At 45.6% G+C, this 13,333-nt stretch carries 14 protein-coding genes; 6 read left to right on the forward strand and 8 right to left on the reverse strand.

Translation table 11 applies throughout. The features are described 5' to 3' along the window. Nucleotides 1-25: 25 nt before the first annotated feature. On the reverse strand, nucleotides 26-655 hold the full coding sequence (locus GLV98_RS05595) for a Type 1 glutamine amidotransferase-like domain-containing protein (protein ID WP_160912852.1): 630 nt from the start codon (nucleotides 653-655) through the stop codon (nucleotides 26-28). Nucleotides 656-818: 163 nt separating this feature from the next. On the opposite strand from GLV98_RS05595, the gene GLV98_RS05600 reads away from it, so the two are divergent. Continuing rightward, complete coding sequence (locus GLV98_RS05600) at nucleotides 819-1,346, forward strand: hypothetical protein (protein WP_160912854.1); 528 nt, start codon at nucleotides 819-821, stop codon at nucleotides 1,344-1,346. Between the two features lie 570 nt (nucleotides 1,347-1,916). Here GLV98_RS05600 and GLV98_RS05605 read toward each other — a convergent pair. Beyond that, nucleotides 1,917-2,843, reverse strand: coding sequence for a manganese-dependent inorganic pyrophosphatase (locus GLV98_RS05605; RefSeq protein WP_160912856.1), 927 nt, complete (start codon nucleotides 2,841-2,843; stop codon nucleotides 1,917-1,919). A gap of 116 nt (nucleotides 2,844-2,959) precedes the next feature. Continuing rightward, nucleotides 2,960-3,352 (reverse strand): hypothetical protein, encoded by a 393-nt coding sequence (locus GLV98_RS05610; protein WP_160912859.1) that lies wholly within the window; start codon nucleotides 3,350-3,352, stop codon nucleotides 2,960-2,962. A gap of 222 nt (nucleotides 3,353-3,574) precedes the next feature. Here GLV98_RS05610 and GLV98_RS05615 point away from each other — a divergent pair, with 222 nt between their 5' ends. Beyond that, on the forward strand, nucleotides 3,575-4,885 hold the full coding sequence (locus tag GLV98_RS05615; protein ID WP_160912861.1) for a glutamine synthetase family protein: 1,311 nt from the start codon (nucleotides 3,575-3,577) through the stop codon (nucleotides 4,883-4,885). Between the two features lie 143 nt (nucleotides 4,886-5,028). Here the strand turns inward: GLV98_RS05615 and GLV98_RS05620 are convergent, their stop codons facing one another. The 4 genes from GLV98_RS05620 to GLV98_RS05635 all read right to left on the reverse strand — a co-directional run bounded on the left by GLV98_RS05620 (nucleotide 5,029) and on the right by GLV98_RS05635 (nucleotide 9,789). After that, nucleotides 5,029-6,792, reverse strand: a complete 1,764-nt coding sequence (locus tag GLV98_RS05620; protein WP_160912863.1) for a dihydroorotate dehydrogenase — start codon at nucleotides 6,790-6,792, stop codon at nucleotides 5,029-5,031. Nucleotides 6,793-6,869: 77 nt separating this feature from the next. Then, nucleotides 6,870-7,895 (reverse strand): ribosome small subunit-dependent GTPase A, encoded by a 1,026-nt coding sequence (rsgA, locus tag GLV98_RS05625; RefSeq protein WP_160912865.1) that lies wholly within the window; start codon nucleotides 7,893-7,895, stop codon nucleotides 6,870-6,872. Between the two features lie 156 nt (nucleotides 7,896-8,051). Next, entirely contained in the window at nucleotides 8,052-8,831 is a 780-nt protein-coding gene (locus tag GLV98_RS05630) for an ABC transporter permease (RefSeq protein WP_160912868.1), read from the reverse strand. Beyond that, entirely contained in the window at nucleotides 8,821-9,789 is a 969-nt protein-coding gene (locus GLV98_RS05635) for an ATP-binding cassette domain-containing protein (protein WP_337193717.1), read from the reverse strand. The genes GLV98_RS05630 and GLV98_RS05635 overlap by 11 nt, the downstream gene beginning before the upstream one ends. A gap of 456 nt (nucleotides 9,790-10,245) precedes the next feature. Here GLV98_RS05635 and GLV98_RS05640 point away from each other — a divergent pair, with 456 nt between their 5' ends. After that, nucleotides 10,246-10,494, forward strand: coding sequence for a hypothetical protein (locus GLV98_RS05640; RefSeq protein WP_160912872.1), 249 nt, complete (start codon nucleotides 10,246-10,248; stop codon nucleotides 10,492-10,494). 12 nt (nucleotides 10,495-10,506) lie between these two features. Here the strand turns inward: GLV98_RS05640 and GLV98_RS05645 are convergent, their stop codons facing one another. After that, nucleotides 10,507-10,857 carry a hypothetical protein gene (locus GLV98_RS05645; RefSeq protein ID WP_160912874.1) on the reverse strand — a complete coding sequence of 117 codons (351 nt, stop codon included), beginning with the start codon at nucleotides 10,855-10,857 and terminating at the stop codon, nucleotides 10,507-10,509. Nucleotides 10,858-11,018: 161 nt separating this feature from the next. Between GLV98_RS05645 and GLV98_RS05650 the strand changes: the two genes are divergently transcribed. The 3 genes from GLV98_RS05650 to GLV98_RS05660 are packed head-to-tail and all read left to right on the forward strand — an operon-like array spanning nucleotide 11,019 to nucleotide 13,190. Further along, nucleotides 11,019-11,696 carry a hypothetical protein gene (locus GLV98_RS05650; protein ID WP_160912876.1) on the forward strand — a complete coding sequence of 226 codons (678 nt, stop codon included), beginning with the start codon at nucleotides 11,019-11,021 and terminating at the stop codon, nucleotides 11,694-11,696. A gap of 12 nt (nucleotides 11,697-11,708) precedes the next feature. Then, a complete protein-coding gene (nfsA, locus tag GLV98_RS05655) occupies nucleotides 11,709-12,449 on the forward strand; it encodes an oxygen-insensitive NADPH nitroreductase (RefSeq protein ID WP_160912878.1) in 741 nt (246 codons plus the stop codon). A 15-nt stretch (nucleotides 12,450-12,464) separates the two neighbouring features. Next, on the forward strand, nucleotides 12,465-13,190 hold the full coding sequence (locus tag GLV98_RS05660; protein WP_160912880.1) for an NAD-dependent protein deacylase: 726 nt from the start codon (nucleotides 12,465-12,467) through the stop codon (nucleotides 13,188-13,190). The last annotated feature ends 143 nt before the right edge of the window (nucleotides 13,191-13,333 follow it).

A 13,333-nucleotide genomic window follows, 5' to 3' on the forward strand; every position in this document is an offset into this window, starting at 1 on the left:
CTTCAAGGTTTTGTCTAGAACCTTTTCATTGAGAGGGTTCAGCTATTATGTTTTTCTTTCCTCTATTAAATGTATAAATACCACCACTGATTTTCTCTATACGCCTATCAGAAACAAGTACAGATCCACCGTTTTCCATAGCGAGGATTTGCAATCGATCTTTCTTTGTGACTCGAACGATTTCATTCTCGTTCTCAGGCTTGTAGTGACACCAGATCCTGTAGTCCTCCACAAGATTCAGAGCTTCTTCTCCTCCTGAAAGGGCCTTTCCGAACAGCATTGCACCTGCACTTTGACCGAAAATGACGCCGCCTTGTTTGTAATAATCCAGGAGAACTCGGTCGAATCCACTTACATGCATCAACCTTCGCAGCTTTAATGAACAACCTCCGCTGATGTAGACACCCGAAAACGCTTGAATCTCTTCGAGTGAATGATTGTTAAGTTCCGTCCACATTTCAAACTGATCCACACCATACGGCTTCAGACAACGTTTTATGTAACGGAAACTCTCTGCGTGAGGCCGCTGTTCAGGGTCCCCGGCGACAGGGATATAAAGAAGCGGTCCTTTTTGGCCAAGCCTTTCTGCGAACGCTCCATGAGCTTTCTCGTTCTGCCCTGCACTTCCGCCACCAGAAAGAATCAATGTTCCCATTCCACCACACCTTTCCATAAGACATGTACAAATGAATAACCCCCTCATTTATTACCAATTATTTCAAATGTTCAACAAATACTCAATCTTTCATTTAACCAAGAATATGACAGACGTGATACGATACGATTAATGATTGATAGAAAAAGGAGACCACGAAATCATGTACAAAATTCTTACAGGAATCTTCTTGTTGACCACCCTCGTCTTCGCTTACCTTTGGTTCGATACGACCAGGTCTTCAGAGATCGACACGTTTACAAGAGATGCAGCCACATCCGCAGTGTCCGAACTTCCCTTTCGTATCGAAGACGTCACCCTTTCCTTTGAGTCGTTTCATAGCGAAGAAGATGAAAAAGCAAAGTTCTACGCAGAGACACTGCTCACGCGCAGCCTCCAGCAACTGACCGGTAATCAAAGACTATTGAATGCTGCTGAACGATCGAATGAGTTGGAAAAAGGATGGTTCCGTGATTACTCGAATGAGTTGTTCAAACTTCGATCGGTGATTACCACGGAGTCATTTGAAGATGAGGAATCAGACAAAGTGGAGGAAATCACAGCTGCATTAAAACAGATCCACACCGACGTACAGTATATCGTGGAAAAAGATTCTTTTACGGTATCTGACAAGGAAAAAATGGAGGCCCTGACAGAAACAATCCGTTCCTTTAATGATCAGTTTCTATAATAGGGTATCCATAGTAGTTATTAAACTAAATAGCAGGATTGTGGAAGACTCGATTTCGAGACTTTTGTGGGAGTTTAGGGGCTGCGGGGAATGACTCGCTTTCCGCGGGAGTCTCGCCATTCCCCTCCGCCCCTTTGCCATGGAAGATTCCAGAAACCACTTCCGCAATAATCAGTATTTATGATTGAAGAAGCGGATCGTATAAACCGCTCCAGAGTACGTAAAGGCTTGATACAGAGCACTTCATACTTATAACGGTTTGATAGTGGGGAGACAGTCCAACTTGGTACAGGGGTTCGTTTCTCCCTTACGTGGAATGGGGTGGTTGGGAAGCTGCGAGACTCCCGTGGGAGAAGGAGATTGGCGAGATCCCGCAGGACGCAGTCCGAGGAAGCTCGGCGCTCCCCCACAGGAAAGCGAGTGGCTTCCCAGTCACCCCTAACCCTCAACCAGGCAACGAAACCCCGGAAACATCTCGAAACTGAGTCTTCCACAATCGGGAGCTTATATGGAAGTGAATAAATGATATTAAAAAAGCGAACGCCTCGCGATGAGGGTTCGCTTTTCTTCTTATCCGAAATACGTGTTCAATGGAGGTACGATCTGTTTCTTACGGGAGACGACACCTTTCAAGACAGCCTGATTGCCATCCAGCTCCGTTTCGAAAGCTTTCGCAACCGCTTCTTTTTCATTACCGACTGCGACGACTGTTGAGTCACTTTCCAGAATGTCTGTAACGACAAGCAGGAACAAGTCCAAATCTTTTTCGGAAACGTTCTTTTCAATCGCTGCTTCAAGCTCGCTCTTACGGGAAAGCACATCGTCTGTATCGACGGTGTTCACTTGAGCGATTTCTACTTTTTTATCGCCCATATTGAAGCCTTTCGCATCCAGAGAGATTAATTCTTCCGCAGTCTTGTCACTGATATCCGCGCCTGCTTTCAACATTTTCAGGCCATATTCTTCAGCATCGACACCAGCGATCGCCGCAAGTTCTTCAGCAGCTTTACGATCTTCGTCCGTGCATGTCGGGGATTTGAATAAAAGTGAATCGGAAATGATCGCAGACAGCATCAGTCCTGCCATCGGCTTCGAAACCTGCTGTCCTTTTTCCTTATACAGCTTGTTCAAAATCGTTGCTGTACATCCGACTGGCTCGGCACGATAGTAAAGAGGGCTTTTCGTTTCGAAGTTTGCGATACGGTGGTGGTCGATAACCTCAAGCACCTGCACCTCATCAATATCTCCAGCACTCTGCTGGCGCTCGTTGTGATCGACAAGGATGACCTGTTCAACTTCATCAGAGACACGCTCAACAAGACGTGGCGCATCGACATTGAACTGATCCAAGGCAAATTGAGTTTCTCCATTTACTTCCCCAAGACGAACCGCTTCTACCTCTTCGCCAAGGGCTTTTTTCAATTCAGCGTACACTAGAGCTGAAGTAATCGTATCCGTATCCGGGTTCTTGTGCCCGAAAATCAAAGTTTTGCTCACAAAAATCTTCCTTTCTTTATCAAGGGTATGTAGGATGGCTTGTCCGTCTCGATTATAAAATAGATTGCAGCCATAGTCCATCTTCTCCTATCATTCCCCTTAATATGGAAGGAAAACTATTCTTTTTCGAACCCTTTTATCAAAAAGTAACCGCATAGAACCTGGATGACTGAACTCACAGAAGGATTAGTGATCAGTAGATTAGGAAAGAGTGAACCGACAGGGATGACATAAGGTACCATCATCATATATAAAGTAGGAAAAAGAAAAAAGAACCCATACCTTTTCTTCCATTTCCACTGCCCTCCCTTCTCCCATTTACTGAGAAACCCAGGTAGAGCGTGAATTATTCCTACTGGAACATAGACGAATTGTGAGAAAATAATATAAAAATAAAAATTTTCTGTCACAAGGGCTGTCCCCTGTACTTTCACTGTAACGATAGAGATAAAAACCAAGTAACCAAAAATGGCCGCAGACTGCATGAATACGAGCTTTTTACTGTTCATACAACACCCCCATTACACTTATAATCTACCTTATGTAGCAGGACGAAATTTTTTACTAAATCATAGGTTTAGGAGAAAAAAATAAGGGAATTTACATAAAAGGCATTTGAGATTTGTCTACACTATGTGTTAGAATTCCTAACATAAGAAAAAGTGAGGTACTTATCCAGCACTATTCCGGATACACATCTCATAATAAAATTGTTAAAGAGAGGGTAATGTATGACTTACACAAAAGAGCAAATTATTCAGGAAGTAAAAGAAAACAACGTTGAATTTCTACTATTAGAATTCACAGATATGTATGGGGATACGAAAAATGTAGAACTACCAGCTGAAGAGCTGGAAATGGTTTTAGACAATGAAGCGATGTTCGACAGTTCTTCCATTTCCGGTTTCTCTGATATCCAAGAAAGTGACATGTATCTTGTACCAGATCTAGATACATTCCTACTACTTCCTTCTTTGGTCGATGAAGATCGCAGCGCGCGCTTCATTTGTGATATCTACAAGCCAGATGGCACTCCATTCGAAGGAGACCCTCGTTACATCCTTAAACGCGCAATGAAAGAAGCCGAAGACATGGGATACACAGTAAACGTCGGTCCAGAACCAGAATTCTTCCTATTCAAGCTGGACAAAGATGGTTACCCAATCCGCGAAATGAACGACCGCGGTGGATACTTCGATGCTTCTCCAAAAGATAAAGGGGATAAAGTACGTCGTGACATCGTTCGTACACTGAAAAAATTCGGTTTCGAAATGGAAGCTTCCCACCACGAAGTGGCCATGGGTCAGCACGAGATCAACTTCCGTTTTGACAACATGCTGAAAACAGCAGATAACATCCAAACATTCAAAAACGTCGTAAAAGATATTGCAACTAACCACGATTACCACGCGACATTCATGCCTAAGCCGATCGCAGGTGAGAACGGTTCCGGAATGCACGCACACCTATCCCTATTCAGAGATGGCGACAGTGCTTTCTACGATGAAGATGCACAAGATGGCGTTTCTAAAACTATGAAACAGTTCATCGCAGGTATTCTTCACCACGCTCGCGCTATTGCAGCAATTACGAACCCGAACGTAAACTCTTATAAGCGTCTCGTTCCTGGTTATGAAGCACCTGTAAGTATTGCATGGTCTCACTCCAACCGTAGCTGTATGGTCCGTGTACCAACAACACGTGGTCAAGGTACTCGTTTCGAAGTCCGTAACCCGGACCCGACAGCGAACCCTTACCTGACACTTGCGGTATTGATCCAAGCAGGTCTTGAAGGTATCCGTAACGAGTATGATGCTGGTGAAGCAGAAAGCCGTAACCTGTATGAAGTTGAGGACGACAGTGTACCAACACTTCCTACGAACTTGAAAGAAGCACTTTCTGCTCTTAAGAAAGACGAAGTTCTTCTTAAAGCTCTTGGCGATCACACAGCCAATGCGTATATCGAAGACAAAGAAGATGAGTGGACTCAGTACTCCTTGCAAGTAAGCAAGTGGGAAATCGACAAATATATGAACAAGTAAGAAAGAGAAAAGCAGCGCTCCGACGGGGCGCTGCTTTTTTATGTAGGTTCTGCGCTTTTTCATGCGCGTTCCAGGCTTCTTGCGCGCGATTCAGGCTTCTTGCGCGCGAAAAGGTCATCCTCAAATCGGATGACCTTTTCGCTTCATTTATTCATCAGATAACGGTAGGACAGAATCAAACCTGCCCCGTAAAAAAACAGCGCGATATACGCAGGCAGCAAGTGGATGAATGTCGTGTACCCGATCATGACATGCACAAAAATTCCTGCAGCAAAGGCGGGGATCCCTCCGATTAGGAACATCCACCAAAACCATCGTTTCCCCTGGTGATACCCCCACAAAGCACTCATCAGGACGAGCGAGCCAACACTGAAAAGAGCGCTTCCGAATCCGGCACGGTCGTGGGCGATGACGGGAATTAATCGCTCGTTGAAGCTTTGAATCAGTTCCGGAGGCATACACAGGTACTGAATATCCGTCGGGATAAAGACTCCTGTCACGCCAATATAGGAAATGACGATGCCTCCAAGGACGAAAGCGAACCCCAAGACAACGAAGCAGAATTGTCCATAAACACCAAGGATCCAGACACGGTCACTATGCCTGTTCTTTGAAGACGGCCTTCCAGAAAGGCCCCTCGATTTGATCCAACCGGTCACATACAGGGGCAGGAGGATGAGCCAGAATAACAGATGCAGCCAGTCAAAATAGCCGTAACCGATAAAAAAGAGAATACCTAAAAAGCCAGCTATTGCAGCAAAATCAATCGCTTGTTTCGCCCATTTTTCTCCCTTGGAAACAGCATACCTCGCCAACCACATGTAAATCAGCCCGCCAGAGATCATGGTGCCGGCGAGGGTCATCCGGTCGTGGGCCATAAACCAAAGAATCCGTTCATTGAACAAAAGCAATTCTTGTCTGGATATTCCGAGAAACGCTTCATCATAAGGCAGAATGACCGAGGTCAAACTGAACACCAAGGCAAGGATGCCACCTAGAAAAATGGCAAGCCCAAACAGGAAATACCACATCCAGCCCGTCTCCTGATGCTGTGATTCTGGTTTTTCATCCAGGAGTGCTTCGTGTATCCGTTTTGGTAATCCAGGACCTGCATCAACGTACCCAGCAGAAAGAAGAACCATCCGGGCGCCAGCGGAAAGGAGAGTGAGCGCATCTGAGGGTTCCTTTACTCCTCCGACCGTGATTACATCATACTCCTGCAGTTTTTCCAAAGCCCCTTTGTGCGCTTCTGCACTTCCCTCCCCCTCAGATTCTTCTAAGATGATTCCGGCAGCTCCTTGAAATCTATCTACTTCAGAAACGTCTAAACTGGGAATCCTTAAAAAAACGGGTTTAAATCCTGACAGGAAGTCAATAAGGTTTTCATCCCACTCATGATACGCGACACTGAATATTCCATTAAATGACTGTAATGCACTTGCCATTTTCATCATTTCATTTGGCGCCCCACGCAAATGAAAAAGAAATGGAATGGCTGCATCCACCTTCTCTAGACGACGGACCGTTTCTTCCAGGCCGATCGACTCGCCCTGATCAGGAAGCTGCAAACGACCTTCCTTTCTTACTGGGTGTTCCCCCTTCTGCGGGCCCAGTGTCACCGGCCCGATTTCAATCATGCTGAATCCAAGGTTACTAAAGGCCTTTGTCCCTGTTAATCGTGGATCGATTTTTCCCGCTAATCCAACAGGGCCGGTGATTTGCTCGCCCCCTACAGAAGTAGAGAGTCGTTCAGCGATCTCCTCTCTTCCTAGGAAATGAATGACATGACTGCCTCCTGGAAGAGATGCAATCCGGTTCATATTTTTATGTATAAACTCCCTGGACGTTACAGGGGAAAGTTTTGAAAGCCAAGGTTTAAACAACACATGATAAGACCAATCCGGCATACAATCTCCCTTTTCTTCAAAAATGAAACGCTTCAGATACATAAAGAAAGAGGCACCGGACCCGGCACCTCTTTTTCCTACTTGATCGCATTCGGTCCGTGCAGCATCCGGTTCGTACGATGCGTCCCGTACCGATCTTTCAGCTCGAGCCGCTTCAGCTCCCGTTTCAATTTGTTGTAGCTTTTCAGACGTGCGGCTTCGAGCTCTCCCTCATCGATGGCCCGCTTCACTGCACATCCCGGCTCTTGTTCATGCTTGCAATCTCTGAACTTACAAGATGCGCTCAGACGATCGATATCAGAGAACGTCTGGTCCACCCCTTCTTCATCGCCACCCCATAGTTGCAATTCGCGCATGCCCGGTGTGTCAATGATGTAGGTTCCGTTCGGCAGTTCAAAAAGCTCTCTGTGTGTCGTGGTATGCCTTCCGCGCTGATCCTCTTCCCGCACACCTTGGGTCGCTTGCTTTTCTATGCCAAGCAGATGGTTGATGAGCGTCGATTTTCCGACACCAGAAGAACCTACGAGGGAAATGGTTTCGCCCGCACGTAATTCAGTGACAAGCTCTTCCATACCTTCCCCTGTCAAACTATCAACCGCATAGACAGGAACCCCCGGCGCAACACTTTCGACTTCAGCGATGTGATCAGGAACCGTGTCGCACAAGTCCCTTTTTGTCAAAATAACGACCGGGCTTGCGCCACTTTCATAAATTTGCTGTACATACCGTTCGATTCTTCTTGGGTTAAACTCCTGGGTCAAAGCGGTGACGATAAACACGGTATCGACGTTCGCCGCAATGATTTGCTCCTGATGACTTCCTCCCGCCTTTTTTCTGGATAAGACGGTTCTCCGTTCCAGCACGCGGTGAATTTTTGCACGCGCTCCTGCATCATAGGGTTCAAATACGACCCAATCCCCGACCGCCGGGTAATCGTTGTCAAACTGCACCGTGTGGTGAAACCTTCCGGATACTTCTCCGTTTCGCTCCAGCTCATCATCCACGACCGTGTAATGGCCATGGGTCAGACGGGTCACTCTTCCGATGTGGTCCCCTTCATGCATTTGTGCTTTAAAAAAATCTGCAAAATCATTCCGTTTCATTCGATTCCTCCTGAAATTTTGGAGGACGTTACGAGTGATGTCCTCCGTGATTTGATTGATTTGAGTTGAATAGAATCGTTGCGTTTGCCATAAAACATCACTCCTAACTTTTTGATTAGTCCTATTATATCAGAATTTTTTGCCAGTGGGATACGTTTATCCGCGGGAAACAGCTTTTTTCGCAGAAATCGCTGCAAAGGTAATGGTGATGGTGCATACGATGATGATCGCGAATACCCCCTGCATCAAATCCCAAAACACCCAGCCGTCAATGAGAGCCGTCCGCATACTTTCAAAAATGTAAGTCGTCGGGTTGATCGTCGCCGCGATTTTCAACCACTGGGCTTCGATCAGCTCATACGGGACGAACGTGGTGCTTAAGAAAATAAGCGGGAAAAAGATGAACGTGCCGGCTTGAGCTGCCTGCGCATTTCCTGTACGGAGTGCGACCCCTGCAGAATATCCAGCGAACGCGAGTCCCCAACCGACCGCAATGAGCAACACAAACAAAATGCCACCGAAACCTGTCACTACTTCAAGACCGAGCAAAAAGGCGATGCCTATGATGAGCAGCGTTTGGACAACGAGCTGAAGCATCCCGGCAATGATCGGCCCAAGGACGATTGCAAGTCTGGAGGCAGGAGTCAACAACAATCGAGAGAAAAACCCATTCTCTATATCTTTCACGATGCTCTGTCCGGCACCCCCGGCTCCACCAATGGCTGCCGATACAATGGACACAGGGAGAATGAACGCCAAATAGTTTGCTCCTTCAAAGGTCGGGAGCTGGGAAATCCCACTCAATCCACCTTCGTAAACAAGAAGGAAGAAAGCCGATATGATTAAGTTCGGAATAAATGAAAATGGATTACGTAGCGTCGTTTTGATGTTTCTTACCGTCATCAGCCACGTGTCTTTCCATAGGTTATTCCCCATCTGCTCTCACTCCTTCCTTCTTCTCACTTGTAATCTTCAAGAAAATATCATCCAGGGTTGGAGAGGAAAGTTGGATATCCTCAATTTCATAGCCTTCCTGATCAAACAGACGGACGACTTCAAGCAATTGCTTCGTCCCCTCTTCGACGTAAATGAGAATTTTATTCTGACGACTGATTACGTCAACGTCTGCCATTTGTGCACGTAAGTACTCCGATGCCTCGGTTTGCTGTTTTTCTTCTTTCAGCGTAAGGGTGATCAGATCACTTCCGATTTGCGCCTTTAATTCTTTCGGCGTGCCTGTCGCAACAATCTCTCCATCGTTGATGATGCTGATGCGATGGGCAAGCGAATCGGCTTCCTCTAAATACTGGGTGGTAAGGAAAATGGTTGTGCCCACTTCTTCGTTCAGCCGTCGCAGTTCCTCCCAGATCGCCATCCGGTTCGAAGGATCAAGACCTGTGGTCGGTTCATCGAGAAAAAGGATCTTCGGTTCGTTCACGAGCGTCAGAGCGAGGTCCAGACGCCTGCGCATTCCACCCGAATAATTGCCGATTCTACGTTCCGCCGCTTCTGTCAGTTGCACAATTTCTAAAAGCTCTTGTGCTCTCTTTTTCGCTTCTTCTTTACGAAATCCAAAAATATTCGCTTGGAGCTCAATCATTTCTCTGCCTGTCAGATCAGGATCCACGCCTGTTTCCTGCAGGGCAACTCCTATATAACGTCTCACTTTTTCCGGCTCCCGGATGACATCATGGCCGGCCACTTCCGCTTTTCCGGAAGTCGCGTTGATGAGCGTAGTCAAAATTTGAACAGTTGTTGATTTACCTGCACCGTTCGGTCCAAGAAATGCAAAGAATTCTCCTTCCTCTACTTCGAAAGAGACATCTTTTACTGCTTGTACGTTTCCTTTTTTGAACGTTTTTGTTAAGTGTTCCACAACGATTTTCCCATTCACTACAATCCCTCCAGTCATCAATTCTTACCTTAACTATATACAAAAGTCCCACCATAATCACATTTGCAAACCATTCTCACCACATCCGCATATGCTACTATTCGGTAGAAGACTTGATTTCGAGATGTATTTGTCAGTGGGTTTTACACTTTTATCAATGACTTCAGTGACAGGAGCACGTATCCTCCTGCCACGTTTCCATACTGCTCATCCAACAGAAGCAGAAACGGGAGATCATCTCGAAACTAAGTCTTATACTAAAAAAGCTTTATTGACAGAATTTTAGGAATAACGGGTCAGAGGTTTGAAACTGTTTCAAGCGGGGAATCTTTATTTTTACGTCACTACGGAAAACCGCCAAAACTAGACGGTTTTCACGGTTGAAACAGGATTTCATAACGTGATAAAATCTTCAATAATAAGAATTTTCAGAATACATTTGAGGAGGTGAATACCATGGAGCTTATGCAGGTGTATCCTTGGTTGATGCCGGCCCTTTTGATCATCAGTATCGTCACATTGTTCGGTTCATACTTAACGTTTAGAGCAGAGAAATACATGATGTTGATTGCGATTGGGATGGTACAGACGCTGATTAGTACAATGCTTGCGACAAGTGTCGGGCCGCTTTTGTTCGGAATTGGGTTGACACAATTTTATGTCGGAATTGTCAACATAAAAAAGGTGAAAGGCTATGAGACATGAGATATCATCGTCTTATAGGTCTTTCACCTTTTTTTCTATATATATACAAAGATCTCCAAGCGTCGGAAATTGAGTGAACTCCCGGTATCTAGGCAATTCCAGATGGCTATTCTGGGGAAGCTCCCAATGTTGAATGAGGGCAGCAAACGCCTCCAAAAATTTGGCACGGTCCTTTTTAAAAACCGTCGCAAGCTCGATATTAGTCGTCAAGTGTTCCAGTGGATGTTCATAGGTTTCATCGCAGTACAAATGCACATAATAAACGACACTCCGGTAAATGGCTACGGTTGTTCTCGGGTCCTGGACTTTCTTCTCCTTTTCTTTCCTGGACTGAAAAGCTTTGAAACTGTAGATTTCCCCCATTGCCCCCACCTCGCTCTTTGGTCTATAAAGAATATATTTCTTTTTCTCTCTTCTTTATTCCTTCAAGAGTACAGATAAACTTTGTAAAAGTTTCACCCTCATGAATTTCTGCCTGTTGTGGTATTCTGTAGAAAAGAGTTTTTTAAGTGAGGGAATTGCTTATGATGAAGAAAAACGTGTGGTGGATCGGCTTGTTCCTCCTATTATTGGTCGGATGCAGCTCGAATGCGGACGCAGAGGACACGTTGAAAATAAATCCGCTTGAAGGGGATGATCCCCTCCTTGAGGAAGGGAGAGCGGAAGACAATGGTAATAAGATGCAGCTCACCCTCGACGGAGCTTCCTATCCTTTCACAACCAAAGACTATCCCATTCTATCGCAATATGTACATAATTTTGATCAACCGGAAGAGCAACTACGAAAACTTCCTTTTTCAAAAATAAAAGAGAATCAATATTTGGTGGAGTTTGCTTGTCATGAGCAGCGTTGCTCGCATTTAATGGTTGATTTTGAACAGAAGCACTCGTTTTTAATGAGTGATTTGAGCCGAATGGTATCCAGTCAGGTTTCTCCTGACCAACAGTACGTGGCCTTTCTTTTCGAACGTGAGTATGAAGAGGAAGCCAAGCATCAGCTGGCCGTCATGAATCTCGATACACTGGAACCTGTCCCCCTCGAACCTGGGGAAAATCACCTCCTCCCTAAACCGAATCAGTACCAATACGCCATCCATTCTGTTACTTTTATGGATGAAGAACGATTGCAAATTACCAGTAACGATCCAGTGGCAGGTTCCGATACCAAGGATCCGGTTCGGACGCAATGGATTTACAAATAGGAGGACTCGATGATGAATGAAACGATTGAAACGATTTTGAACCACCGTTCGGTCCGAAAATTCAAAGATACACCCGTGACGGACGAACAGCTGAGCGCCATTTTGTCTGCAGCCCAGCAAGCGTCCACTTCCAGCTACATGATGGCTTATAGCATCATCGGGGTGACAGATGAAAAGAAAAAAGCGCAACTTGCCGAAATCACTGGTCAAGGATACGTGAAAGATAACGGACATTTGATGATTTTCTGTGCGGATCTTTACCGTCATACCCTTCATGCCACCTCAGAGCAGTATGAAGATATGCTCGCAAATCTTGAAAACAGTGAACATTTTCTCGTTTCTGCGATTGATGCAGCGCTTGCTGCGCAGAACGCAGCCATTGCTGCCGAATCAATGGGGCTTGGCATCTGCTATATCGGAAGCATCCGTAACCAGCTTGATAAAGTGGATGAGATCCTTGGACTTCCGAAACATGTGCTTCCACTGTTTGGCATGGTCCTCGGGGAACCCGATCACCAGCCTGACCAGAAGCCGCGTCTGCCGAAAGAAGCGATCTATTTTGAAAATGAATACAAGCGTGATCATAAAGACGAGCTGGGAGCTTTTGACGAGACAATCGCCGCCTACTATCAGTCGCGTCAGACGAATACAAGAAATGACTCCTGGACCGATCAAATGCTGCGTCGCTTTACAAAACCAATGCGGATGGACGTCACTAGTATCGTGAAAAAGAAAGGCTTTAACAAGCAGTAAGAGGAGTTGCCGTCTATGTATGAAACGATTGCTCTTAATATAAAGAGTGCCGAACGGATCGCCGTTCTGACCGGTGCCGGTGTTTCGACCGCAAGCGGAATTCCTGATTTCCGCTCAAGTGAAGGGTTATGGACAGAAGATCATGATCGTGAGTATTACATGTCCACCGATTACTTTTTCCATGATCCCGAGGATTTTTGGAAAAAGTATAAGGCGATCTTCCGGATGAAGTTGTTGAAAGACTACCAGCCGAACCTTGTCCATCAGTTCATAAAGGAATTGGAAACCGATGAGCGGGAAGTCTCGGTCATTACCCAGAATGTCGATGGACTGCATTCGCTTGCCGGCAGTACCCGTGTCCTTGAGTACCACGGTACATTGAACCGATCAAGCTGTCCGGACTGCGGCAGGTCTTATTCTTTGAATGATGTCATGAAAGTTTCTGTGCCGGTATGTGAGCACTGCGGATCGGTTTTGAAACCGGATGTCCTGCTGTTCGGTGACTTAATCACCGCTCATGATGAGGCCGAGTCGATCATCGAAAAAGCTGACCTCCTGCTCGTCATGGGTACGTCGCTTTTCGTAACTCCTTTCAACCTCCTTCCGTATCTTGCCTATGAACAAGAAAACACGACGACCGTTCTCATCAACAATGAACCAACCGATAAGGACCACCTTTTTGACTATGTCGTGCACGACGATTTGTCTGCAGCCATAACGAAAATAAAAGAAAACATGTAAAAAAGACCTCCTTTCATTGGAGTGACACAGTTAAATAAGACTCAATAAAACACCTAGGCTGCCATTACTCTGAATTCAATTGGAGTTTGGCAGTTTAGTTTTTTAAATGGTCGACAATAATTATAATAATACATGTACGTTTC

This window comes from Halobacillus litoralis, from assembly GCF_009856415.1.
GTDB classification, from domain to species: Bacteria; Bacillota; Bacilli; order Bacillales; family Halobacillaceae; genus Halobacillus; species Halobacillus litoralis_C.

Excerpts from the sequence above, each read along its gene's own strand:
- GLV98_RS05595 (WP_160912852.1), bottom strand. The coding sequence starts at position 655 with ATGGGAACATTGATTCTTTCTGGTGGCGGAAGTGCAGGGCAGAACGAG.
- GLV98_RS05600 (WP_160912854.1), top strand. The coding sequence starts at position 819 with ATGTACAAAATTCTTACAGGAATCTTCTTGTTGACCACCCTCGTCTTC.
- GLV98_RS05610 (WP_160912859.1), bottom strand. The coding sequence starts at position 3,352 with ATGAACAGTAAAAAGCTCGTATTCATGCAGTCTGCGGCCATTTTTGGT.
- GLV98_RS05615 (WP_160912861.1), top strand. The coding sequence starts at position 3,575 with ATGACTTACACAAAAGAGCAAATTATTCAGGAAGTAAAAGAAAACAAC.
- GLV98_RS05620 (WP_160912863.1), bottom strand. The coding sequence starts at position 6,792 with ATGCCGGATTGGTCTTATCATGTGTTGTTTAAACCTTGGCTTTCAAAA.
- rsgA (WP_160912865.1), bottom strand. The coding sequence starts at position 7,895 with ATGAAACGGAATGATTTTGCAGATTTTTTTAAAGCACAAATGCATGAA.
- GLV98_RS05630 (WP_160912868.1), bottom strand. The coding sequence starts at position 8,831 with ATGGGGAATAACCTATGGAAAGACACGTGGCTGATGACGGTAAGAAAC.
- GLV98_RS05640 (WP_160912872.1), top strand. The coding sequence starts at position 10,246 with ATGGAGCTTATGCAGGTGTATCCTTGGTTGATGCCGGCCCTTTTGATC.
- GLV98_RS05645 (WP_160912874.1), bottom strand. The coding sequence starts at position 10,857 with ATGGGGGAAATCTACAGTTTCAAAGCTTTTCAGTCCAGGAAAGAAAAG.
- GLV98_RS05650 (WP_160912876.1), top strand. The coding sequence starts at position 11,019 with ATGATGAAGAAAAACGTGTGGTGGATCGGCTTGTTCCTCCTATTATTG.
- nfsA (WP_160912878.1), top strand. The coding sequence starts at position 11,709 with ATGAATGAAACGATTGAAACGATTTTGAACCACCGTTCGGTCCGAAAA.
- GLV98_RS05660 (WP_160912880.1), top strand. The coding sequence starts at position 12,465 with ATGTATGAAACGATTGCTCTTAATATAAAGAGTGCCGAACGGATCGCC.